The sequence below is a fragment of the Thalassotalea ganghwensis genome (genome assembly GCF_053485795.1).
In genome coordinates this window covers 17,571-42,587 of sequence record NZ_JBQRUM010000009.1, presented here as the reverse complement: position 1 = coordinate 42,587, position 25,017 = coordinate 17,571, and the positions used below count along the sequence as shown (strand labels likewise).

General features: G+C 39.4%; 20 protein-coding genes. 10 read left to right on the top strand and 10 right to left on the bottom strand.

Annotated features, from left to right (window positions below):
- Positions 1-21 precede the first annotated feature (21 nt).
- On the top strand, positions 22-1,587 hold the full coding sequence (locus ACSLUH_RS10760) for a sensor histidine kinase (RefSeq protein ID WP_448566815.1): 1,566 nt from the start codon (positions 22-24) through the stop codon (positions 1,585-1,587).
- 33 nt (positions 1,588-1,620) lie between these two features.
- Here ACSLUH_RS10760 and ACSLUH_RS10755 read toward each other — a convergent pair whose 3' ends face one another.
- Both ACSLUH_RS10755 and ACSLUH_RS10750 read right to left on the bottom strand, forming a co-directional pair.
- Positions 1,621-2,886 carry an NAD(P)/FAD-dependent oxidoreductase gene (locus tag ACSLUH_RS10755; protein WP_448566813.1) on the bottom strand — a complete coding sequence of 422 codons (1,266 nt, stop codon included), beginning with the start codon at positions 2,884-2,886 and terminating at the stop codon, positions 1,621-1,623.
- 5 nt (positions 2,887-2,891) lie between these two features.
- Complete coding sequence (locus ACSLUH_RS10750; protein ID WP_448566811.1) at positions 2,892-3,923, bottom strand: proline racemase family protein; 1,032 nt, start codon at positions 3,921-3,923, stop codon at positions 2,892-2,894.
- Between the two features lie 363 nt (positions 3,924-4,286).
- Here ACSLUH_RS10750 and ACSLUH_RS10745 point away from each other — a divergent pair, with 363 nt between their 5' ends.
- From ACSLUH_RS10745 to ACSLUH_RS10725, 5 genes are all read left to right on the top strand, one after another.
- A complete protein-coding gene (locus ACSLUH_RS10745; RefSeq protein ID WP_448566809.1) occupies positions 4,287-5,300 on the top strand; it encodes a 4-hydroxyproline epimerase in 1,014 nt (337 codons plus the stop codon).
- A gap of 32 nt (positions 5,301-5,332) precedes the next feature.
- On the top strand, positions 5,333-6,859 hold the full coding sequence (locus ACSLUH_RS10740; RefSeq protein WP_448566808.1) for an aldehyde dehydrogenase (NADP(+)): 1,527 nt from the start codon (positions 5,333-5,335) through the stop codon (positions 6,857-6,859).
- 102 nt (positions 6,860-6,961) lie between these two features.
- Positions 6,962-7,630, top strand: a complete 669-nt coding sequence (locus tag ACSLUH_RS10735; RefSeq protein WP_448566806.1) for a GntR family transcriptional regulator — start codon at positions 6,962-6,964, stop codon at positions 7,628-7,630.
- A 243-nt stretch (positions 7,631-7,873) separates the two neighbouring features.
- Positions 7,874-9,418, top strand: a complete 1,545-nt coding sequence (locus ACSLUH_RS10730; RefSeq protein WP_448566804.1) for a SulP family inorganic anion transporter — start codon at positions 7,874-7,876, stop codon at positions 9,416-9,418.
- A gap of 60 nt (positions 9,419-9,478) precedes the next feature.
- Positions 9,479-9,790 (top strand): DUF1289 domain-containing protein, encoded by a 312-nt coding sequence (locus tag ACSLUH_RS10725; protein ID WP_448566802.1) that lies wholly within the window; start codon positions 9,479-9,481, stop codon positions 9,788-9,790.
- A gap of 292 nt (positions 9,791-10,082) precedes the next feature.
- Here the strand turns inward: ACSLUH_RS10725 and ACSLUH_RS10720 are convergent, their stop codons facing one another.
- Entirely contained in the window at positions 10,083-11,804 is a 1,722-nt protein-coding gene (locus tag ACSLUH_RS10720; protein WP_448566800.1) for a sensor histidine kinase, read from the bottom strand.
- Positions 11,805-11,806: 2 nt separating this feature from the next.
- The gene (locus ACSLUH_RS10715) at positions 11,807-12,739 is read right to left on the bottom strand and encodes a sugar ABC transporter substrate-binding protein (RefSeq protein ID WP_448566798.1); all 933 of its coding nucleotides are present in this window, start codon (positions 12,737-12,739) and stop codon (positions 11,807-11,809) included.
- Between the two features lie 310 nt (positions 12,740-13,049).
- Between ACSLUH_RS10715 and ACSLUH_RS10710 the strand changes: the two genes are divergently transcribed.
- Positions 13,050-14,501 carry a GAF domain-containing sensor histidine kinase gene (locus ACSLUH_RS10710; RefSeq protein WP_448566796.1) on the top strand — a complete coding sequence of 484 codons (1,452 nt, stop codon included), beginning with the start codon at positions 13,050-13,052 and terminating at the stop codon, positions 14,499-14,501.
- A gap of 145 nt (positions 14,502-14,646) precedes the next feature.
- Here ACSLUH_RS10710 and ACSLUH_RS10705 read toward each other — a convergent pair whose 3' ends face one another.
- Positions 14,647-16,170 (bottom strand): HD domain-containing phosphohydrolase, encoded by a 1,524-nt coding sequence (locus tag ACSLUH_RS10705; protein ID WP_448566794.1) that lies wholly within the window; start codon positions 16,168-16,170, stop codon positions 14,647-14,649.
- A 386-nt stretch (positions 16,171-16,556) separates the two neighbouring features.
- Here ACSLUH_RS10705 and fahA point away from each other — a divergent pair, with 386 nt between their 5' ends.
- Complete coding sequence (gene fahA / locus ACSLUH_RS10700; RefSeq protein WP_448567022.1) at positions 16,557-17,873, top strand: fumarylacetoacetase; 1,317 nt, start codon at positions 16,557-16,559, stop codon at positions 17,871-17,873.
- An 82-nt stretch (positions 17,874-17,955) separates the two neighbouring features.
- Here fahA and ACSLUH_RS10695 read toward each other — a convergent pair whose 3' ends face one another.
- Complete coding sequence (locus ACSLUH_RS10695) at positions 17,956-18,594, bottom strand: glutathione S-transferase family protein (protein ID WP_448566792.1); 639 nt, start codon at positions 18,592-18,594, stop codon at positions 17,956-17,958.
- Positions 18,595-18,739: 145 nt separating this feature from the next.
- Between ACSLUH_RS10695 and ACSLUH_RS10690 the strand changes: the two genes are divergently transcribed.
- Positions 18,740-19,600, top strand: a complete 861-nt coding sequence (locus ACSLUH_RS10690) for a LysR substrate-binding domain-containing protein (RefSeq protein WP_448566790.1) — start codon at positions 18,740-18,742, stop codon at positions 19,598-19,600.
- 345 nt (positions 19,601-19,945) lie between these two features.
- Complete coding sequence (locus ACSLUH_RS10685; RefSeq protein ID WP_448566788.1) at positions 19,946-22,546, top strand: TonB-dependent receptor plug domain-containing protein; 2,601 nt, start codon at positions 19,946-19,948, stop codon at positions 22,544-22,546.
- Positions 22,547-22,641: 95 nt separating this feature from the next.
- On the opposite strand, the gene ACSLUH_RS10680 is transcribed toward ACSLUH_RS10685, so the two are convergent.
- From ACSLUH_RS10680 to ACSLUH_RS10665, 4 genes are all read right to left on the bottom strand, one after another.
- A complete protein-coding gene (locus ACSLUH_RS10680; protein WP_448566786.1) occupies positions 22,642-23,340 on the bottom strand; it encodes a CPBP family intramembrane glutamic endopeptidase in 699 nt (232 codons plus the stop codon).
- A gap of 77 nt (positions 23,341-23,417) precedes the next feature.
- A complete protein-coding gene (locus ACSLUH_RS10675) occupies positions 23,418-23,813 on the bottom strand; it encodes a hypothetical protein (RefSeq protein WP_448566784.1) in 396 nt (131 codons plus the stop codon).
- A 49-nt stretch (positions 23,814-23,862) separates the two neighbouring features.
- Positions 23,863-24,333, bottom strand: a complete 471-nt coding sequence (locus ACSLUH_RS10670) for a hypothetical protein (protein ID WP_448566782.1) — start codon at positions 24,331-24,333, stop codon at positions 23,863-23,865.
- Positions 24,334-24,455: 122 nt separating this feature from the next.
- Positions 24,456-24,632: a YqaE/Pmp3 family membrane protein gene (locus ACSLUH_RS10665; protein WP_448566780.1), complete on the bottom strand. Its 177-nt coding sequence runs from the start codon at positions 24,630-24,632 to the stop codon at positions 24,456-24,458.
- Positions 24,633-25,017 lie beyond the last annotated feature (385 nt).

The following is a 25,017-nucleotide window of genomic DNA, read 5'->3' as shown; positions in this document are numbered from 1 at the left end:
ACAATCCAAGATAAGGTCTCAATGCCAAATACCGGCTCTTTTAACAATAAATTAAGTCGACGTGTACTAATTTATATATTGCTTTGTAGTTCGATTTTATCGATAGCATCTACAGCAATACAGTTATGGGTCAACTATCAAGATAATATTACCTCGCTAAACCAGCAGTTCGATAATATTGAGTCAAGTTATATCCAGTCAATCTCAACAAGTTTATGGGATTTCAATGAACCATTAGTGCAGCAACAAATTCAGGGGATTGTTAAGTTACCTCATGTGCGCTATGTTAAAATTACCACTGGGTTCGGTAAAGTTTATCAGTTTGGTGACCCAGACATAATTGCACAGAAATACGTTGAATACCCGATAGAATATGGAGATAACGATATCGGTGTACTCGCAGTTTCTGCTGATTTTGCTGATATCTATAAGAATCTTTGGCAGCAAGCGGGTTTTATTTTGGCATCTGAAGTTGTTAAAACCTTTATTGTCGCCTTTTGTATTATGATCATCGTTCAGTGGTTGGTTACTCGCCATATTTATGTGATCACCAATTATTCTTTAGCGATGAAAGGCAGTAATCTGAACAAGCCTTTAGAGCTCCCGAATCGATCTGAAAAGAAAGATGAGTTAGATGACCTTGTTGACGCTATCAATAATATGCGTGTGACACTAAAGAACGATATTGTTAAGTTAGAAGAAGCTGAAAATGCTTTAATCAGTTTAAATGGTGAGCTAGAAATTAAAGTTTACGATCGAACTTCTAAACTCGCTGCCAGCAATAAGCAATTACAACAATCCCTCGATGATTTAACCTTGGCAAAAGATCAATTAGTGCAGTCTGAAAAAATGGCATCTCTTGGCCAGTTGGTTGCTGGGGTAGCTCATGAGGTCAATACACCTTTGGGGATCTGCGTAACGTCAATAACGGCATTGAAAGAAAAAGTTATTTTGCTTAACCAAGCGATAGAAAATGAAAACCTGACTAAATCGCAGTTAACCAAAACGCTCAACTTGCTGATAGAGTACCAAGAGATCATTGAACGTAGTTTAAATAAAGCGGTTGATTTGATCCGAGGTTTTAAATCGGTTGCCGTCGAGCAACATACCGATCCAGAAATTAATATTAACTTGGCACAGCACGTAAACGATGTGGTTAATACCGTTAAAACCTTGTTCAAACGCAAAGATTACACCATTAATATTGACGTAGATCCTAACTTTAATCTTGTCACTTACCCGAGTGCTTGGAACCAGATTTTAACTAACTTTTTAACTAACTCACATGTGCATGGTTTTGAAGGGCGTGATCGTGGCGTTATTTCTATTAGTTTTGAATACAAAGATGGACATTTAAACCTGCGTTATAGTGATGACGGTAAAGGGTTAAGTGATGATATTAAAAAGCGGATATTTGATCCCTTTGTTACCACTAAACGCGGGCAAGGTGGCTCAGGGCTGGGGATGAATATTGTCTTTAACCTGGTTAATACGAAACTCGGTGGCACGATTAAAATTGAAAATACTGATGTTGGTTGTGCGTTCTTTGTTTCTGTTCCTGTTCAGTTAACCGACAAGCCAGAGTAACCTAGAAAACTAGGTTACTTGCCTTATTATACCTTAGTTAAACCTATTGATATCAAAGGGCTTGATGTCAATATCAGTCTTTTCACCATTAATGATTTGAGCGATGAGTTTGCCGGTAATTGCGCCTAAGGTAAGTCCAAGGTGCTGGTGACCTAATGCAAACAAGATGTGGTTGTGTTTTGGTGCTTTGCCGATCACCGGGAGTGAATCTGGTAACGACGGCCTAAACCCCATCCATTGCTGACTCTCTTTTACATCATTGACAGTAAAACTTGGTGTTTCATTTAACACATATTGGGCATTTTTATGAAGGCTATGCGCTCTGGTCATGTTAGGTGCTTGTTCTAAGCCAGCAAATTCAACCGTACCCGCAAGTCTTAAGCCGTGACTCATCGGGGTGATAATAAACTTACGTTCAACTGAGGCGACTGGCCTTGTTAATCTTGACGCTTTATTTGGTTCAGGTAAATCAAGGTGATAGCCGCGTTCATATTCAATCGGTAATTTATAGCCAAGGTCATTAACCAAATTTTTAGACCAGGCGCCTGTGGCTAATATTACTTGATCAAAGTTTAATGTCTCGTCTTCACAGACGATGTTAACGCCTGAGTTATTTTCAGAAATCTTCGATACGGTTTTATTCAGGTAGTGTGCACCAATACGTTGAGCGTAATTACCGATGGCTTTAGTAAACTCAAAAGGATCTGCGGTATGGCCAACATCGGTAAAGTATAATGAATAGTTAATGTTGTCGTTTAAATTAGGCTCTAACAACATGGTTTGCTGACGGTCTAACAGTTTTACACTAATACCAGCATTCTTATAAACCTGATAATGTTGCTCTACTTGTTTAATGCGTTTAGTTTCAAATACTAACAAGCTGCCTTTAGTTGTTAGTAAGTGCTCAGCTTCTGCTGATTTTAATAGCGGTTTATACTCTGCAATTGCATTTAAGTTTAACGCTTGTAGGGCGCGCGTATTGTAATTGCGTTTATCGTTAAACATGTTGCGAATAAACTTAAAGAACCACGGGATGGCCTTAGGTAGGTATTTCGGAGAAATAGCAATTGGCCCTAATGGGTCGAGTAATAGTTTAGGAAACTGCCAAAGAAGGCTTTTTTCAGCTAATGGAAATACTTGCTCGGTGGCAAAATGACCTGCATTACCTTTTGAACAACCTTCGCCAATACCATCTCGATCGATTAAGGTAACTTGGTGACCTTGTTGCTGTAAAAATGCTGCACAGTTTACCCCGATGATACCTGCGCCAATGACTGCAATGTGTTGTTGTTTTTTCATAACTTTTATCTCAAAATGAAGCCTTCAGGGAAAATATCGTCTTGATTTAGCATAAATTGGTGGATTCCGGTGATAAAAGCTCTGCCCGTTACCCTTGGAATAACTGCTTTTTTACCATAGTAGTCGCAGTAATCATGAATTTTTACTGTCATTTGACCATCAACAATGCTTTCTATGGTTACTGGTTCGTTTCTACCGATGCCTTCTTTCTCGGCTAATAGGGCAATTCTTGCACTTACCCCAGTACCGGTTGGAGAGCGATCAACCTCACCATCAGCAAATACACAAACATGACGAGAGTGTGAAGAGGCTAAAGTCGTCTTTTTGGAGTAAAATATTGTGCCATATAAGAAGCTTAAATCTTTCTCGAGAGGATGATGAAGTGGATATTGTTTCATCACCGCTTTTTTAATTGCCCAACCCGTTTGAATCAGTTGTTGGTTGTTTTTTGGGGTGCAATCTAAACCGAGTTTGTCAGCATCAACATAGGCGTAGTATGCGCCACCATAAGCAATGTCATATTCTACTTCCCCGATACCTTCAACATGAACAGTCTGTCCAAGTATTTCGACAAATGAAGGGACGTTGTCAAAACTTACCGTTAATTTGCCTTGCTGATTTTTTTCAGCATAGGCCTTGATTAACCCAGCAGGGGCATCGATTCCAATCACTTGGTCAGGCTTAGGCATTGCCATGCTTCCTGTTTCGATTGCTACAGAAACCGCCGCGATAATTCCATGACCACACATGCTGCTATAGCCTTCATTATGCATAAATAAAATACCGAATTGAGCATCTTTAGTACAAGGTTCGGTAATGAGTGCACCATACATGTCAGCATGACCACGAGGTTCAAACATTAATAGCTTTCTTAAGTGGTCTAAGTTCTCGGTTAGGTACTGCCTTTTTTCGAGAATTGTCTTACCATTAATTGCTGGGTAACCGTCAGTAATGATACGTAGAGGTTCGCCTTCAGTATGAGCGTCTATAGTTTTAATGCATTGATAATTATCTAAATTATCTGTAGCTATAATCATTTCTTTACACCTAAAGGTTAAGGTTTTTCATTTTTTGCTTGTGCGATCAAAATTATTGTATACAATATGCGATGGCTTTTCTAGCAATACTTGACGGTATTTATAAATTTGGTTGTCAGTAAAAATATGAACAATAAGTTTTTTTGCAATTAACAGGGTAAGGCTGGCTAGCAACCCGTGCATTAACGGTGCCATTATCAGGTACGGAAAGTGCGCGAGTAGTAACGCTTTATAGCGACGTAGTGGTTACACGTATCGATTTATCAAAATTTAATTTAGACTAATTGGTATCGGGTAAGAGATATATCAAAAGTTCAGCTTAAAACGAACAAGCGTACTTTTGAGCTAGGTGTAGGAAGAAGTATGATTAAAGGAACATTTTTTTGTATCGATGCACACACATGTGGTAATCCGGTACGATTGGTGACAAGTGGTCACCCGAATTTACGTGGCACGACCATGAGCGAAAAGCGTCAGGATTTTTTAGAAAATTATGACTGGATTCGTAAGGGCTTAATGTTTGAGCCTCGTGGTCACGATATGATGTCTGGTTCTTTTGTTTACCCACCATGCAGTGAGGGTGCTGATGCGTCAATTTTATTTATTGAAACATCAGGTTGTTTACCAATGTGTGGGCACGGCACGATAGGCACAGTTACCGCAGCGATAGAGAATGGGTTAATTACCCCTCGTATCGAAGGTCAACTCACGCTAGATGTTCCTGCAGGTCAAATAAGAATTGATTATCAAACGCAAGATAAGAAAGTGACCTCGGTTAAAATTTACAATGTCGCTGCTTATTTGGCGCACCAGGATGTGATCCTTGACGTTCCTGGGCTAGGAACATTAAAAGTTGATGTTTCTTATGGCGGTAATTATTACGTTATTGTTGAGCCTCAAGAGAATTTCCCTGGTATTGACCAATGGAGCGCTAGTGAGATTTTACACTGGAGTCCTATCGTACGTGAAGTTGCTGCTAAAGCGGTCGAGTGTATTCACCCTGAAGATCCAACCGTAAATGGCGTGTCTCACGTGCTTTGGACTGGCAAGCCACAACAAAGTGATTCGGATGCTGCCAATGCGGTTTTTTATGGAGATAAAGCGATTGATCGCTCTCCTTGTGGTACCGGCACGAGTGCACGTATGGCTCAGTTATTTGCCCGAGGTCAATTAAGTAAAGGTGATACCTTTGTTCATGAAAGCTACATTGGTAGCCAATTCGTCGGTAAAATTGAAGATGTGATTGAGGTAGAAACCGCCAATGGCAAGCTTAAGATGATTAAGCCTAGCATCGCTGGTTGGGCAAAAGTATTTGGTAAAAATTGTATTACCATTGATGAAGATGACCCGTATGCCTTCGGTTTTACCGTAAGCTAACTATTTAAATTAACTTAAAAAACAGGTTTATTATGACATTAACAGGAAAGAATTTAATCGCAGGTCAATGGCTTGGTGATACCAGCAATGGTTTTGTTGCGACAGATGCCGCATTAAACCAACCAATGGAAACCACGTTTGCTGACGCTACCGAAGCGGAAGTCGAGCAAGCTATCAGCAGCGCGAATAAAGCGTTTAGTCAATATAGCCAACTATCTGCTGAACGAAGAGCAAAATTTCTTCGCACTATCGGTGAGCAAATCATGGAACTTGGTGATGAGCTTGTTGAGATTGCTTGTAAAGAAACTGGGCTACCAGCAATGCGCATTCAAGGAGAGCGAGGCCGAACTGTAGGGCAATTGGGCTTATTTGCCAATTTGTTAGAGCAAGGTGAATATCAAGGCGTTGTAGACCTTGCTGATCCGGCTCGTGAGCCATTGCCAAAGCCAGACACACGCTTAGGGTATTTACCATTAGGGGTTGTAGGGGTCTTCGCTGCAAGTAACTTTCCGTTAGCATTTTCCACTGCTGGTGGTGATACGGCATCGGCATTAGCCGCAGGTTGTCCAGTGGTGATGAAAGCCCATGCTGCTCACCCAGGAACAGCCGAATTAGTAGCACGAGCGATTAGTAAAGCTCTTGAATTGTGTGATATTGATCAAGGGGTATTTTCATTAATTCAGGGTAAAAATTACGGTATTGCTAGTCAGATCGTAACACACCCGCTTGTTAAAGCAGTCGGATTTACTGGTTCAGAGCGCGTAGGTATGATTTTGCAACGTCAAATTAACGAGCGCGCCGAGCCAATTCCGTTTTACGGAGAATTGGGTAGTGTCAACCCGCAGTTTATTTTACCGGGCAAGTTAAGCGAAGACGCTCAAGGGCTTGCCCAAGGTTTAGTCGCTTCTTTACTCATGGGGCAAGGACAGTTTTGTACAAGCCCTGGCATTTGGGTTTATGTTGAAGATTCCAATACTAAAGTGTTTGAACAAGCCGCGGCTAAAGCGGTTAGTGAATCGCCAGCGGGCGTGATGTTAACGCCGGCAATTGCGTCAACCTATCAACATGCAGTAAATGCGTGGAAAGAAATTGAAAATGTTGACTTGCTTGCTGAAGGTCAACCAGGAACTGAAGGGCACTTATGCCAAGCGGCATTATTTGCAACTGATTTAGCGACATTTAACGCTAATGAAGCACTTCAAGAAGAAGTGTTTGGTTCTTGTGCGTTATTGATCCGCTGTAAAGAGCAGCAAGAGTTAGTGAGCTTTATCGGTTTATTAAAAGGTAACTTAACGGCGAGTTTGCACGCAACCGATAGCGATTTAGCATTAAGTCGTGAAGTTGCAACGTTAGTGGCTCATAAAGTTGGTCGATTGATTTACAATCAAATGCCAACGGGCGTTGAAGTTTGTGCGTCGATGAATCACGGTGGTCCATTCCCAGCTTCTACTGATTTAAGAACTACGTCAGTTGGTAGTGAAGCGATTAAACGTTTCCAAAGGCCGATTTGCTATCAAAATATGCCGAATGAATTGTTACCAAGTCTTTTAAAAGGCTAAACAATTTCGCATTAAAGGAGTTATTTTATCAATAACTCCTTTTTTTTTTGAGTTTATCGTTCGAATCCTTATAATGGTCGCCAACTATTCTAGGAAAATTGTATGAGCATAGTATATAAAACCCGTACTCAGTTAGTTGTCGAGACACTTAGAGAAAAAATCCTTAACGGTGATATTAAAGCTGGCCAGGCACTTCGCCAAGCAGCATTGGCTGAAGAGCTCAATGTTAGCCGTATTCCAGTAAGGGAAGCACTACTTCAATTGGAAGCTGAAGGCTTAGTGGCCTTTGAACCCCATAAAGGGGCAACCGCTACCGAGCTCAATGTTGAACAAGTTGATGAGCTTTTTGAGTTACGTGCTATGTTAGAAGCGAACTTATTAGCGGAGTCTATTCCTAACTTAACCGATGATATGCTCGCGCAAGCAACGCGTTATTTGGCAGAACTTGACGAATCTTTAAGTCAAGAAAATGCGGCCAATACATGGAGTGAATTGAACTCGCTTTATCACAATTGCTTGTATTCTGGTGCACAGCGTCCTCAAACTCAAGATCTCGTTAATACCCTTAATAAAAATGCTGACCGCTATATTAGAATGCATTTGTTGTGGGCCGGTGGTATGTCGAAAGCTGAGCCAGAGCACAATGAATTACTTGCCCTTTGTAAAGCACGAGATGTTGATAAAGCGGTGGCGCTATTGAAGCAACATATCTTAGGATCTCGTGATGAAATTAAAGAGTTCCTATTAGAACGCGAAAAAGTAAGCGCCTAATATTTTTATTTAAATCAATGGTTTAATTGTTTGCTAGTGCGTCCGCATTAGCGAACAATCATTGACATATCCCCCTTGTTTCTGTAACATCTCGCCGCTTTTAGCTGGCTATATTTTATACGTCGTCGGCTTTTTATCTTTAGTAGCCTACACTTACTAGGTATCCATTACCAATTGATGTGCTGATGGACACAGTGAGTCGATTTACTTTCAAGTCTTTTAAATACGTAATACGGGATCATAATGTTTGAAATTAATGGCAAAACAGCCGGTAATTTAAAGAATGATGTTTTATCTGGCCTTACCGTTGCGTTGGCTCTTGTACCAGAAGCTGTCGCTTTTGCATTTGTTGCTGGTGTTGAGCCTATGGTGGGGCTTTATGCTGCCTTCATGGTGGGGTTAATTACTTCTATTTTTGGTGGTCGTCCAGGCATGATATCTGGGGCTACAGGCGCTATGGCCGTTGTCATGGTAAGCCTAGTCGCGCTGCACGGCGTTCAATACTTATTCGCTACCGTGGTGTTAACCGGGGTGTTGCAAATATTAGCTGGTATCTTCAAGTTAGGTAAATTTATCAGGCTGGTGCCGCATCCCGTCATGCTAGGTTTTGTTAATGGTTTAGCCATTGTTATCTTTTTAGCACAACTTGGCCAGTTCAAAATGGCGAATGGCGAATGGATGCAGGGTTCTCCACTTTATCTGATGCTCGGTTTAATCGCCTTGACGATGGCGATTATTCACTTCTTACCCAAGTTAACTAAAGCCGTGCCAAGTTCCCTGGTTGCCATCGTGGTGGTGACGGTTTTAGTGCAAAGTTTAGATTTGGATGTTCGTACTGTGGTCGACTTTGTTCGTGATATGACCAACGATCCGCAAGCGTCAATCGCGGGTACATTGCCAGAATTTGCTATTCCAATGGTACCGTTTACCTTTGAAACTTTAAAAATTATTTTCCCATTTGCATTGATACTTGCTGCAATTGGGTTAATCGAATCGCTATTGACCTTAACGCTTATCGATGAGCTGACCGGAACTCGTGGCCGTGGTAATAAAGAATGTATTGCTCAAGGCGCTGCTAATACCGTTAATGGCTTCTTTGGTGGTATGGGGGGATGCGCTATGATCGGGCAGTCGATGATTAATGTAAATTCCGGTGGTCGAGGCCGGATGTCGGGTGTGACCGCTGCGTTGGCATTATTATGTTTTATCTTATTTGCTTCAAGCTTAATAGAAATTATACCGCTTGCAGCCCTAGTCGGTGTGATGTTTATTGTGGTTATTGGTACGTTTGAATGGTCGAGCTTTAGAATTTTGAAAAAGGTTCCAAAAGCAGATGCATTTGTTATCGTGCTTGTTTCTGGCGTCACAGTAGCAACTGATTTAGCAGTTGCGGTTATTGTCGGTGTGATTGTTTCTGCATTAGTGTTTGCATGGGAGCATGCCAAACACGTTCAAGTGGTTCGTACTACCAATGAAAAAGGCTCAACTGTTTATGAAGTTAATGGTCCATTGTTCTTTGGTTCGGTAAGTAGCTTTTTAGAACAATTTGACATTAGCAATGATAATGATGATGTTGTTGTTGAATTCAAAAACTCACGCGTCGCTGATCATTCAGCCATAGAAGCAATTGACACGCTTGCTGAGCGATATTTGGCGAAAGGAAAAACTCTCCATTTGAAACATCTAAGTAATGAATGTCTGCAATTACTTGAAAAAGCAGGAGATTTGGTTGAAGTTAATGTTATTGAAGATCCTGATTATCATATTGCTACCGACAAATTAGCCTAGCACTTTAAGAGTTGTGTGCATTATACTTAGTGCACACACGATAGAGGTATTCCTTGCTGTATGAGTACGCAATTAGAATTTTTTGATGTTCCCAGCCCATGTATTGGAATTTGTCAATCAGATGACAAAGGCTATTGCATGGGGTGTTTGCGTACTCGTGAAGAACGCCAAAATTGGATAAACTTTAGTACAGATGATAAGCAAAAAGTCATTAAACGTTGTATGCAACGCAAGAAGCGCAAGTCCGGTGTAGCCAAAACAAAACCTATTGAGAAAGAAATATCTATTGAGCAACCTTCGTTACTCGATCCTCCCAAAAAAGATACGGTGTGCACTAAAGGTGATTTAGATTTCGGGGACTTTGAGTTATAACTGTTAACGTCCAAGGGGCAACCCCCCTAGAGCGTGTTGATCTTTGATGTACATTTTTGCAGCAGTTCATTTGAAGTTTATACAAGACAGAGCCTATGTCATGTGGATATTCCCCATAAATAGGCAATAACGAAGTAGAAATTTCAAATGGGCGCTGTCCTTCGGATTCGTTTAAACGAGATTTACTCTTTGTTGTAACTTATTAGCATAGAATAACTATAGGGTATTCGCTACGCCTCGATTAAAGCACGTTTAATTCGAACAAAATTTGTACCGCAAAGATCAACACGCTCTAGTCATCAATATACTTGTCAGGGCTGACTCTCGGCACTTTAATGGTAAATAACACGCCGTGGTCTAGCTCATGATCAACTTTAATCTCGCCCGCCATCATCTGAGTAACAATATTAAAGACGATGTTTAGTCCTAAACCACTGCCCCCTTGTCCTAACTTAGTGGTGAAAAATGGATCAAATATTTTATTGAGGTGCTTCTTGGCAATACCCTTGCCGTCATCTTTATAAGTCACCGTCACGATATCGCTTTCTGGTGCAAGTGATGCTGATATTTCAATATTTCCCGCTTGATCAGCTTCAAAGCCATGCGTCAACGAGTTTAAGATCAGGTTGGTTAGAATTTGGGTCCAAGGTCCCGGATAGCCATCTAGCACTAAGTTTTCATCAACGTCGTAATTAATTGCAATTCGAGTTTTCTTCGTTTGATGCTTTAACGCAAGCATCACTTCATTGATGATTTTAGCAAAGTTAAACTCTCGGCGACGCTCACTTGCTTGATCAACTGCCATTTGTTTGAAGTTTGTGATCAGCGTCGCTGATCGTTTAATGTTCTTGGTAACTAGCAGTGAGCTTTGCAAGGAAGTTTCGATAAAGCGCTCGAGTTGTTGCTTGCTTAATGTTCCCTTAGTGTATAACTCATTTAATTCTTCTAATTCATTATCCACCACACTTGAAGCCGTGAGTGCTGTTCCTATTGGCGTATTTAGCTCGTGGGCAACGCCAGCAACTAAGCTACCCAGTGACGCCAGTTTTTCTGACTGAACGAGTTCTTCTTGAGCACGAATTAGTTGCTCGTTTGCTTGTTCAAGGGCGAGGGTACGCTCTTTTACTTGTTCTTTAATTCGTCTATTTTGTTGTAATAAACCGAAGGTAATGGCTGCACTTAAAATGATGATTGCGATACCAGTAATTAAGGTTAAATAAGCTAATGAGCGATCAGGACCGTTATTAAAGTTATCATAGATTTCCCATGTTAATTGCCAATCGATACCGGAATGGAATAGTCGTTGCTGATACTGATAAATGCGATGACCACTTGCCTGGTTTTCAATGGAGAAGGGGGTATTATCATAATTATGGTAAAGCGTTGTAACAGTAACTTTAAAACCCTCTGGAAAATACATACTTTTCAGCCCGTTTAGCATTTTCTCAACAGGAAGTACTGATAATATTATGCCTCCTTCTTGATCTGAAGGTGCGAAAGTTGCGATATACGCGATTACTTCATTGTTATCGTTAATAAAGGTAGGACTGACGATAATTTGATCTTGTTGTTCAAATAATTTTTCGGTGGCAGCAAGGGCTTGATAATGCTCATCAAAAGCCATTCCAGAGTAAAACCAAGGGGTATCGACAGAAGCGTACTTTAAGATCAATTGATTTTTTTCAGAATTACCACTGAGGCCAAAAACAAGATCTGAATGAGAGTGACTAAAGTAGCCATAATAATCAGAAACGGAGGCCAATTTACTCGCGTCAACAGAAGGAAAAGAGAAAAATATTGCTGCCGCACCTTTCAATGGTAGGGTTTCATTATCGAGTAAATACACAAATGCATTCGATATCTTCTCAATATTGGCTTGTACATCATCTTCCCAATCGAGTTCTGCTTTAATATTAAGTTTTTGCGCAAAAGTAATAATGCCAAAAATCGCTGACATAAATAAGATAATTGCCAATAAGCTCAGATTAATAAAACGTGCTTTAGAAGACGTCATGCTCAATTTACCGTGTAAATTACGCGATAGCTGTACGGAACTATGCTGTCGTTTGAACTTGCTTGAGCAAGGTTTTCTTTTGTAATCAGCTCTACATCAATAGGGGCATAAGCTTCTTGGTTAGATTGCAGCTGATTAAGAGCAGCGATGACTAAGTTTTCTCCCATCTTGATAGCTTGTTGCTCTATCGTTGCTTCAACTTCTCCTAGGGCAATGAGCTTAAGAATATCAGGCGAATTTGATAAGGATACAATTTTACTTTGTTTTGCTTTTGGCTGGTTTTTGTTAATACGAGCGACTGCCTGTGCCGCAATGTTGGTTGCAATAATAATATCGATAGTGTCAAAATTTGAAATTGCATCGGAATAAGCGACATATTGATTAAGATAAAAGTCCGGTTCGTACGATACTCCCAATATTCTTACCTTATCGTTTGCTGCTAGATGCGCAGCGAGTTTTTGATAGAGCAATTGATATGGGTAATGGGCCTTTTGACCAAACATTAAATAGATATTGAGCGTTTGTTCGTTAGCATGATTTGCCAACCATTGTTGAATTAACTGATATTTCTTTATTGCGACACCTTCTATTAACTGATTAATTGTTTGATTAGGATTTTTATCGCTTAGTGAAATAATCGGCATCTTTTGCTCGGTTGCTTGGCTTTTAAGCAATGTCTCTTTCTGCCAGCCATAAATAATTGCATCATGCTTTTTTAAACAACTGTGATGCTTAAGGTCATTGACCGGCGCACTAATCTCATTTTGGTAATCAAAACTATTGAGAGCAATATTATATTTTTTTGCCGCTTTACTGGCGCCATAGTGAATTGCTTGCCAATGAGCCTGTCGAACATCGTCAAGCAATAAGCACAGGTTTTGCTTACGGGGTTTTTCAGGGTAAATAGTGATAAATATTAATAAAACACCCAACATAGTGGTGCTAAAGGGAATTATTTTAGACAGAGGTAACTGCTTTATGCGCTTAATCGATAACATATTGCGGAAGGTCTAGTTAGCATAAGCGCTACAATCTATACTTAAAGAGTTCATTTTGTTAATAAATATGGTTATTTTTGTTCTTTAAGTAATAGTCTTAGTTTTTACAATTTGCAAATACTCTTATTACAATTTTGCGTAATGCATTCCTTAATTCTATGCTTAACACAAGAAGCTTTATTACCCCTTACGAGCATTTAACTTTAAAGATGTATACATGAGTCTTACTTAGCGAGAATGGTATCCATTGAAGCACAGTCAATCAAAAAGCAACCCTTCGCTCATTAAGCGAGTAGAAAGCCTTGAACGTGAGCTGTTAACGATAGAGCGTGCAAAAAACATTCAAAAAGCGCTTTATGAAATTGCAAGCTTATCCAATCAAGATTTGGAGTTTCATTCATTGTTCGAAAAACTGCATCGTGTGATAGCGACATTGCTTGATGCTAAGAATTTATATTTTGCTTTCTATGATGAAACCATGCAGAAAATATCTTTTCCTTATTTTGTCGATGAAAAAGATATTGATGAAGAGGATATGACTGGAAAAACGATTGATATTGGTCAAGGGTTGAGTTCGTATGTGATTAAAGAGCGCAAATCTCAACGCTTTAGTTTAGAAGATGTTAATCAACTTTATCAGCAAGGGAAAATAAGTAAACCGCTGGGGGCTACATTCTCATGTTGGATGGCAGCGCCGCTGATATCTGAAAACTCAGTTTTGGGGCTGTTGGTGGTTCAAAGTTATCAGCAAGGAGCCATGTATAGTGAAGAAGACCTTAAGCTTTTGGACTTTGTCGCTAGCCATGTATCACATGTTATTGAAACCAATATTAATACGCAGCAACGACGAGAAGCCCAACTAAAGCTTGCTGAGCAGCATCGTATTTTGGTGCAAAAAAATAAAGAACTTAATGACAACTTATTGAGGCTGCAGCGTACCCAAGAAGAGCTTGTTCAAAAGGAAAAATTGGCCTCACTTGGCAGTTTAGTGGCGGGAATATCTCATGAGATCAATACGCCATTAGGAATTTGCGTTACCGGAATTAGCCACTTAAAAGAAGAGTACCTTTATACCAGAAATGCCTACGAATCAGGTTCGTTATCGGAACAAGAGTTAGTCGATTTTTTTGATGAAGTAAAATCGGCTATTGATATTATTGGCACCAATACCCGTCGCGGTGCAGCATTGGTTAAAAGCTTTAAACAGGTGGCAGTCGATCAGTCGAGCGACAATATCCGAGATATAAATTTCAGTGAATATATTGATGAAATACTACTTTCATTAAAACCCAAGCTGAAACAATGTCAGCATGAAATTATTGTGCAATGCCCAAAACATATTTGTGCGCAAATCAACGCAGGAGCCTTCGCTCAAATTCTGAGCAACTTGATCTTAAACTCACTGATCCACGGTTTTGAAAATATCGAGCATGGTAAAATTCAAATCAAGGTGGAGCAGAAAGATGAAAATATTGTCTTTAGGTATGCTGATAATGGTCAAGGGTTGGAACAACATGCTTTAGATATGTTATTTGAGCCTTTTTATACCACTAAACGAAGTGAAGGTGGCAGTGGTTTGGGGGCTCACCTGATTTATAATTTAGTGACGCAATCATTGCACGGAAAAATCACGGCACAAAGCCAAATTGATAAGGGCTTAGCTTATTTAATAAAGTTTCCTGCAATTCAAGGTGGTTAATGGTCTTAAGGAAGAGGGACTTAACACCATGGTTTTCAATTAGATGCGCGCCTATTTGAACCATGACGACGTTAACGCAACGATAATAGCTAAAAGCTTGCCGTATTTTGGTGTAAGATTTTAGTTTTTGTGATGTAATTTAGTGCTAGTCGGTAAACTGTTGATTAATATCAGTTACTTTTTCTATGTTTTCAATCAGCAATTCTACAATTTTTGGATCAAGGTGCTTCCCTTTAGATTCATTTAAATAGCCAAGTACTTCTTTCATCGGCCATGCATCTTTATAACAACGTTTATGAGTAAGCGCATCAAATACATCAGCAACAGCAACGATACGCGCAAAAATATGGATCTCATCTCCTTTTAATCCTAACGGATACCCAGAACCATCAAACTTTTCATGATGTTGGCGAGAAATAATCGCTGCAGCATTGAGAATGGGTCTTTTTGAGCCCGCTAAAATGTTATAGCCGATTTCTGCATGTTGCTTCATGATCTCCATTTCTTCGTCAGTTAATGGGCCTGGCTTTAACAGAATACTATCTGGCGTCGCTATTTTGCCAATATCATGCATGGGAGCAGCTTGTCGTAGTAAATCGCACTCATCTTTGGGGAGTTTCAAGGCTTTTGCAAGCACATAAGAAACTTCTGACATTCGTTTGATATGGTTGCCGGATTCTTTGGAGCGAGACTCAACCGCATCTCCTAATTTACAAATGAGCTCTTCTTGCGTTTCAACTATTTCGTTATTGAGCAGCAGGTTATCAAACGCCAAACTGACATTGCCCGAAAATATCTCTAGCAACTGGATATCTATTTGAGACAGGCACTCGACCCCTTTTAAGTATAAAAGGCTGATTTTATCGGTGCTGCTTGGAAAGTAACCGACTAAAACATTGTCTTCAATAATGGTACATTTCTTTGAAATCGCTTTATTTAAATAACCTATCGCCTCTTCGTCGATGCTATTGGTAGAAGACGGCGCTTGGATTTGAGCGATTACTTCAAAGTCATTTTCAGAATAAATTAAACCCATGCCTGACAGTTGCAATAACATGCTGTTGCGGTCAATTTTTAAAATAGACATGACTTGTTGTAGCAATCCACCAAAAAAGTTTTGTAGTGTGTGTTTATCTAGTACTTTAGTGGTTGAGTCGATTACTCTTTCCAAGCCCGAGCGATACATCTCTTGATATTTCCGTGCTTCTTCAATATCGATGATATCGCGATAAGCACGTAAACTGGTGTAGACGGTGGTAAATAACTTTTTCCTATCTAATTCGGTTTTTTCTTTGTAGTCATTAATATCATAATCAACGATCACTTGTTCTTCAGGTGCTTGGCCTGGTTGCCCTGTTCTCAACACGATTCGTATAAATTTATTTTTCAGCTCTTGTCTAATCCATTTGGCTAATAGCAAGCCTGCGTCATCGGTTTCCATGACGACATCTAAAAAGGTTAAGGCGATATCTTCCTCTTGTGCAAGAATATCCCGTGCTTGCATGGCTGAATAAGCATGTAAAAAGGTTAACTTCTTATTGTCAAACTCGAAGCGTTTCAACGCCATTTTTGTGACGGTATGAATATCTTCTTCATCATCTACAATAAGAATTTTCCATGTTGGCAATGTTTCTTCAGTTTCTGAATCTTTTAAAAAAGATAACGACATAAATTCACAATTTAAGAAAGTTATATAGTTAACTTATAGCTAATATATATTAAATCGCCAATTTAGTTTTGAGGTTATTCTTGCTGTCGTTTTGATTTGTTTAACTGCTTTTTATTCTGTGTGACTGCTTTAGGCGCAGAACCACAATGCTTTTTTATGCATGCCCTGATTAAAATGCAGTTAATTCGAACAAAATTAGACTTCGAAAGTGCTATGCGCCTTAGTGTAAATTCACAAGTGCAATTATTTGTTGACAGTTATACTGGCTGTAAATTTCACTTGCATAGCGTTTAATGGTTTGGTTGGTATAATACCGACCATATATCAAGCAATCGTAACAAAGCTTGCATCATCCGCTTTAAGGAGTAATTTTTTCGATGACTACCATGCATGTAATAAATGAAACACATAACCCGGCATTAAGCAGTTGGGTCGAGTCGGCTAACCAAGTTGATAGTGATTTTCCAATCCAAAATTTACCGTTTGCCGTTTTTAAAAAGCGTGATAGTGAGCAACCCTTTAGAGGTGGTGTTGCTATTGGTGACTTTATCGTTGACCTAAAAGCGTTAGCTGAAAAATCATTGTTCACGGGGTTAGCTCAGCAAGCATTGGCAGCATGTGCTCAAGAACAGTTAAATGATTTCATGGCGATGGGGAAAGAGGCATGGTCAGCGCTACGTCTGTCGTTATCAAAAGCCTTAAGAGAAGGTGCTTCAGAGCAAGCACTAGTGAAAGACTGTCTGGTTGCTCAAGCTGATGCAATCTATGCGCTACCGTGTCATATTGGTGATTACACTGACTTTTATACGTCAATACATCATGCAACATCGGTGGGTAAGAAGTTTCGTCCAGATAACCCATTATTACCGAATTACAAATGGGTTCCGATTGGCTACCATGGTCGTTCTTCATCTATTGAAGTTTCTGGACAGACATTTAAACGTCCGAAAGGGCAAACTAAAGCGCCAACAGCAACCGAGCCGTCATTTGGTCCATGTAAACGTCTAGATTATGAACTTGAAGTTGGCATCTTTATTGGTGCTGGCAATAAATTAGGTGAGCCAATTAGTATCGATAACGCTGAGGATCATGTCTTTGGTTTATGTTTATTCAATGACTGGTCAGCGCGAGATATTCAAGGATGGGAATACCAGCCATTAGGACCGTTCTTGTCAAAGAACTTTGCATCAACAATTTCTCCGTGGATAGTAACGACAGAAGCATTAGCGCCTTATAGAGCCGAGTGGACGAGAGATAGCCAAGACCCACAACCTATGCCATATTTGGAATCCGCTCAAAACAGAGCGACGGGCTCGTTAGACATTCAATTACAGGTATTGCTAGAAACTGAGAAAATGCGTAGTGAAGGCCAGGCTGCTGTCGAGTTATCACAGTCTAACTTTAGCGACTCATATTGGACTGTATCTCAAATGGTTGCTCACCATACCGTTAATGGTTGTAACTTAAAACCAGGTGATATGTTCGGTAGTGGTACTCAGTCAGGGCCAAAACCAGAAGAAGCAGGTTCGCTACTTGAACTTTCTAATGCTGGTAGCGAGCCAATTACTCTTCCAAACGGTGAAACACGTACCTTCCTAGAAGATGGTGATAATGTCATCATAAGAGGTTGGTGTAAGAAAGACGGTGCTGCGCGGATTGGTTTTGGTGAAGTCGCTGCGCTAATTTTGCCCGCTGACGCCTAGTTTTACCCGCTGACGCCTAGTTTTTCGAGTTATCGTGATACGCACCACACTGTGTGTATCACGATTTTAACTCATCGTTTTTTTAGATTTCCTCACAAGCGATTACTTCGCTTTCTATTTTCGCTGCTGATAACCAGTCTTGGTATGCGGGCAATTTCATTAAACATGCAATATAGTTGCTTATGTTCGTCGGTACGTCAACTTGATAGATAGTAAACCTGATCACAATGGGTAGAAAGTAAGCGTCAGCGATACTAAAGGTGTCAAATAAATAGTCGCCTTTTGAACGACTTAAACAATCAGACCATACGGCAATGATACGTTCGATATCACGTTGAGCTGCTGATGAGTAGGCTATTTTTGATGCTTGCCTGCGGCAATTCATTGGCATTTCTTCGCGAAGAGCCATAAAACCGGAATGCATTTCCGCACAAAGTGCTCTTGCCATTGCTCGTTGCTTGATGTCTATTGGCCAGCCCTTATTAGCTAAGTATTGCTCGTTTATGTATTCGCAAATGGCCAATGAATCCCAGATGTGAATGTCTTCATCGATAAGCACAGGAACTTTATTGTTAGGGCAGTAATTCGCCATGTTGTTGAGTGTATCGTCAGTAAATAATGGAATTCTTATTTCCTCAAATGATACATTAAAGTGTGAGAGTAAAATCCAAGGTCGAAGCGACCATGAAGAATAATTTTTATTACCTATAACCAGCTTCATTATTTTTCCTTTGCGAATGTGAAAAGTTGTCAGATACTGACTTTAAGGAAACTAGCTGGGTTTTTCTAACGCAAAATACTGATAGTAAGTATTTGTTTTATTGATAGGAAATTGGTCAAGAGCCAAAAAGGAAAGTTTGTAAGATATGACTAAAAACTTAGATATTGATCTGCTGCGGTCGTTCATCGCCGTCGTTGATAACGGCAGTACGATTCGGGCTGCTGCTCAAATACACCGAAGTCAGTCAGCGATCAGTATGCAAATCAAACGATTGGAGTCGTTTCTTGATTATTCATTATTTGAACGACACCATCGTCAGCTTCAACTCACCGCTCAAGGAAAACAACTGGTTAGCTATGCTAGAAGATTACTGGCGCTAAATGACCAAGCGGTTAGCCAGTTAACGCAATCAAAGCGTCAACTAAAACTTAGGGTTGGATGTCCAGATGATTATACAGCAATAGCGATACCTAGATTGATAACATTGCTAAAAGAACATCAACCAGACATTGAAATCTCGATATTCAATGCAAATTCAGGGGCGCTTAGACGTGCCATGGATAATGATGAAATAGACTTGGCGATATTAACTCGCTCTCCTGAGAGTAATGAAGGACATTTTGTCTATCAAGAAAAAGGCGTATGGGTAGCTAATAATAGCGACGCTTTTTTGCAAAAACCATTGCCATTGGTACTATTTGAGGAAAGTTGTAAATTTCACTCTCAGGTAATCGACAGTTTAGATAAAAAAGCCGTGGCTTATCAAATTATCTGCACAGCGAGTCATATAACGTTGCTTCAAGACCTTGTTAGATCCCAAGGTGCGGTAAGCGTTTTGCCTTCAAAAGCCGCTTCACCAGAGTTGATATATGAACGTGCTATCGATGGTGCAGACTTACCCGTCGTAGACGTTGTCTTAGTAACAACGCAAAGTGAGCAACATGTTGTTGGGTGGCAAGTTTCTGATTTAGCCCGAGCATTAGGTCATTTCATTAATCAAAAATGAATCTTGTAATAATTTAGTGAACATTTTCAGCTTACATTTGTTATCTAACTATTCGTTAATATCAACGTTTTACTAATCAACTTAATCTTTGCATAGTGGCCACGCTATGCATATTTACAATTTCTTTACTATGATTACAGTCGTTAGCTCATTAAATGTTTGTAGCTAGATGTAGATTTTATACAAAAATACGAATTGTAATTTGTTGTTGTAAAGCAAAATTTACTGTTTTATAACTAGTAACAAGCCGCTACAGGGAAATCCTTACAGATTACCTAATGCGGTATAAATCACTAACAATAATTATAAAAACATAAAATACACCCAGTCTAGGAAGGAAATATTATGTCTCATAAGTTTCGTACAACAACATTGGCATTAGCCGTTAGTGTTGCGCTTGGAAATGCACCCGCATTTTCAGCAGAATCAGAACAAACTGCAAAAGATAAAGATGTTGAGCGAATTGCTGTAGTCGGCTCTCGTTCAGCACCGAGATCGGTAGCGGAATCTCCTGTACCTGTAGATATCGTCGGTGGTGATGAGCTCGGAAAGAATGCTTCTAGTGATATGCTTGATATGCTCCAAGGAGCTATTCCTTCATTTAACGTGCGCCAACAACCGATCAGTGATGCGGCGTCATTTATTCGTCCAGTAAACTTACGAGGTTTATCTTCAGACAGTACACTGATTCTTTTGAACGGAAAACGTCGTCATCGTGCTTCTGTTATCGCCTTCCAAGGGGGCGGGGTAAATGATGGTGCTCAAGGACCTGATATTTCTGTCATACCTGGTGTTGCTATTAAGCAGGTCGAGGTGCTAAGAGATGGTGCTGCAGCGCAATATGGCTCTGATGCGATAGCGGGAGTGATGAACTTTGTATTGAAAGACGATGCCGATGGCGGCTCAATGTCGGTAAAACATGGCGAGTATTATGAAGGCGATGGTACGAGTACAATTGTCGATGGTAATATCGGCTTACCGTTTACTCGGGATGGTTTTGCAAATTTTAGTTTTCAACTAAAAGATGCCGATGCAACTAGCCGTTCAATTCAGCGACCTGATGCCGCAGCTCTAATTGCTGCAGGTAATACAGCAGTAGCCGATCCTGCCATGGTGTGGGGTAACCCTGAAATTAAAGATGATATTACCTTATTTGGTAATATTGGCTTAGATCTAGGCGATGATAAAGAGTTTTACATGTTTGGTAACTACTCAGAGCGAACCGGTACTGGCGGCTATTATTATCGCAATCCTCATGACCGAAAGGGGGTATTTACCGATGTGCATACAGATGAACCATTGGTGGGGGATATGGATGGTGTCGGTGTGGGTATTGAGTGCCCAACCGTTACCTTAAGCTCAGACAATATTTTAACGCAAGCAGATTACGCATTGATTGCTGACCCTAACACAGCGGTTGGTCAAAATTGTTTTATGTTCAATGAAATTTTCCCTGGCGGCTACACACCAATCTTCTCTAGTGACATTGACGACCAATCATTAACGGCCGGCGTTAGAGGGGAAATTAAATCGGGTTTCTTATCAGGGTCAATGTTTGATTTAAGCGCATCAGTCGGGCGAAATAAATCATCGTATCAGTTGGTTAATACTGTCAACCCATCAACAGGACCAGAGCAACCTGTTGGGCATAAATTTGATGCCGGTAGCTATATCCAATTAGAAAAAACCTTTAATGCTGATATTGTAAGAGAAGTAGAAGTTGGCTTAGAAATGCCGTTAAATGTTGCCGGTGGTTTTGAATTTAGAGAAGAAAGTTTTGAAATCATTTCAGGCGACGAGTTATCGTGGAAAGTTGGTCCGTTGCGCTCTCAAGGGTTCTCAGCAGGCTCTCATGGTTTTGCTGGTTTTAGTCCTGAATCTCAAGGTATTAATACTCGTCGCAACATTGCAGCTTATCTCGATGTCGAAGCACAAATGACGGAAGATTTACTACTAGGTGGTGCAATACGCTTTGAAGATTATAACACCTTTGGTAATACCACAGATTATAAGATAACCGCGCAATATCAAGTTAACGATGAAATTTCAGTTCGAGGCTCTCATAGCACTGGTTTTAGAGCGCCAACCGTGGGACAAGCAAACGTGGTTAATACCCAAACGTCGTTAATTGAAGGTGAACTAGTACAATCAGCGACTTTCCCACCAACGCACCCATTGTCGGCATTCTATGGTGGTAAAGAATTGACGCCCGAAGAGTCAAAAAGTTTTGCTGTTGGTTTGGTTTACCAAAGTGGTGATTTATTCTTAACCGCTGATTTATATAATATCGAAGTTACCGACCGTATTTCACAAACTTCTAGTATTCCAGTGCCAGTTACTGATTATGCCGCGTTAAATAATTTGGGTATTACGAACTTACCAGAGCGAGTGACTTTCTTTGCAAATGATTTTGATACCACGACCAAGGGATTAGACGTTGTCGGAAATTACTCAACGGATCTGTTTAATGGAACGACTATGTTCAGTTTAGCTTACAACTGGAATAAGACAGAGGTAGACAATACTAAGGGATTAACTGGAGAGTTTAAAATTAAGCGTTTAGAAGAGGGGATCCCTGAGCATAGGGCTACCTTCACCATCTCTCAAACATGGGATGAAGTCAGCATGTTTATTCGCGCCAATTATTTTGGTGAGTATTATGCAACGCATGCAGATGAACCTGATTTAGGTGGACCGGATGGCTATGGGTGGTCAGATACTGGTGATGCAGCGGTAACTATTGATGCAGAAATCAGTTATTACTTCAGCGACAGTATTACATTATCAGCAGGTGCCAATAACCTTTTTGACACTGAAGCACACAAGCTTCAAGAAGTTAACGGTGATTATGGATCTCGTGGTATTGTCGGAGCAGTATATTATGAGAGTGGACCTTTTGATTACAATGGTGGTTTCTACTACCTCAAAGCGACATACAATTTCTAATTTAAGTTTAATTAGCTAATGACTCAAAAACCACGCGAAGTTGCGTGGTTTTTTTCGCTAGAATAAAATGATTTCAATCATATCTACAGACGAAATTATAGAATGTAACCAGAAAACACATAGATATTGTGAAGTGAGTGAAGAGCTATACATAAAAAGATATTTTGTGTTTTCAAACGCACTGCGCCAAAGAAAATGGCCAATATGAAAACAAACGAAAGTTCGGTAATGCCATATTGCACATGCACTATGGTAAAGAGGATTGAACTAATCAACACTACCGTAATATTACTCAGGTTATTCGCTTGTAGTAAAGAAAAGCAAGCACCTCTAAAGATTAGTTCTTCTATGATAGGTGCCAATAAACATATTGCGATAAAACCGAACAATAGGGTTAAGAAAGAGTCATTTATCCCTTCAAGTGGATTTGAAGTTTGCAAATCTACAGCACTAAATATAATGTGGAGAACACAGATGATCAGCAGCCACGCGAGTAACGTAATACATAGTGCTTTTTTCGTAACGGCGTTTTTGCAAAGTATGTCGGGCGTAAACGTCATGATGTGACGAAAAATAAAAAGCGTAAAAGGAGCCGAAATAAAATTACTTGCTATTAATACATAAATATTGCTGAAGCTTAAATTAAGAGAAAATACACTTATAGTTACGTTTAGAATGATAAAGCTAAGCGCACTCGGTATGATGATCAGTGCTGAGATCAATTTTAACGAGCTATAAATAGTGAGCTTGGTTAATGGGGCGTTTTCAATTTCTCTAGATACAGTAGAAAGCATTGAGTTTCCTTACTAAAGTTCGTTGTTAGCGTTATCGCTTGTTGTTTTAATAACTAAACCGATCTCGGGTTAGTTATTTAACTGAAATTCATTCCACTGTTATCTCCTGTTATAAACTCTTCCAGTGACATGTTAAATTGAGGCCTAATAAAAAAAGAATAAGTATAAACATCAGTTTCAGTCTTTAGTGTGATTTTATAGAAAAATAGCTTTTCATTCGCCTCAATTTCATAAGGTGATTTAATATTTAACCAAGTAGATTTATTCTTTTTTATTAACAAGCTATTTTCATTTCTTATAAATAGACTAATTTCATTTTGTTTTATAGCATTAACAAAATCGATAAAGGCAGCAACAACTGTAGCGCCACAAAAAAAGTAAAATAAAGGAGTATCTATACCACTTAAGGCTATAGCAAATAGTAAAGCGACTAAAGTATATGAATAAAAGGATAGTTTATAACTAAAATGCATATTACCTCCATAGGGTAGGATCAGTTTGTTGAAAGTATAAAGAACACTTTTACTTGTTGTTTTTTATGCTAATTTTTAATAACCCGATTAAAGAGAGGGTTAGTAAGAAAAAACCTTCTAAATATTCGTGAGTATTGATTAGCCAAAGTGAAAAAGAAACTGCATATAACTCGATGCCAAAGAGCAGGTAGCTTAAAAATGATTTACTTGGCCAGTCAATGTGTAGTTGGCAACACTTAAGTTTAGCCAGAAAAGGTTCTTTGACTTTTACCAAAGGGATTTCATTCTTATGTTGATTGAGTATTGTGAAGCTGACCTTCGTCCATTGAGATATTGCTTTTATTCTTAATTGACCATCAGGGCTGTCGATTAGGTACTCTTTTTGAATTTCAAAACTTTTGGGATCTTTTATGGCCTCAAATATCACTTTGCCGTTTCTGTATAGTTGTAGTGAAACGTCACCAAACCAATGATTTTTCAGCGCGTAGTGGTTATTGCTCAATGTAAATTGTAACGTCATAAACTTTCTCTTTTTAGGTTTTGCTTTTTAGCCTTTGCGATAGTGTAAGTACTAGCTTTTGCCGATAAAGAGGCTCGAGGTTAAGTAGGTCTCGTTGTTTCTCGGTGTGATTTGGGAAATCATTATAGGCGAGTACCTTTTCCATTTTTTACGAATTCCTTCTTAGTCATGATATCTTCTTGATAATGTTTTTTTACCAAATAAAAACTGTATACAACACCGGGAATCCAACCTAATACTGTTAAAAAAAAGGCAAAAACTACTTTCTGATTGTCTAACTGTAAAAAGTAAGCAACCATGAATGGGCACTTTAAACAATAAACATAAAAATATGATTTATTTAAGAAATACACTCTAGGCATATTTTTCGATTCACCTATATAAAATTATGTTAAAGGCTCTAAAATGTGAAGCTTAATTCGTTATACCATTACATACGCAGTGTTCAGCTTAGTCGTCACATCAGCTTAGCAAAACTAGATTTAGGGTTTCATATTTTTTTGGCGTTTAAATAAAACAACTAGAATGGACGTAATTAGCGCAATACAAAAAATGATAGTTACCTCAATATTAATAGTATTACTACATAAGCCTTTGATAGTTGTAATACCCAAACCAAAAAAACAAATAAAACCAAAAAAAAAATAAAAATCTTTCATAACGCCTCACTTTGTATGTCTTAGC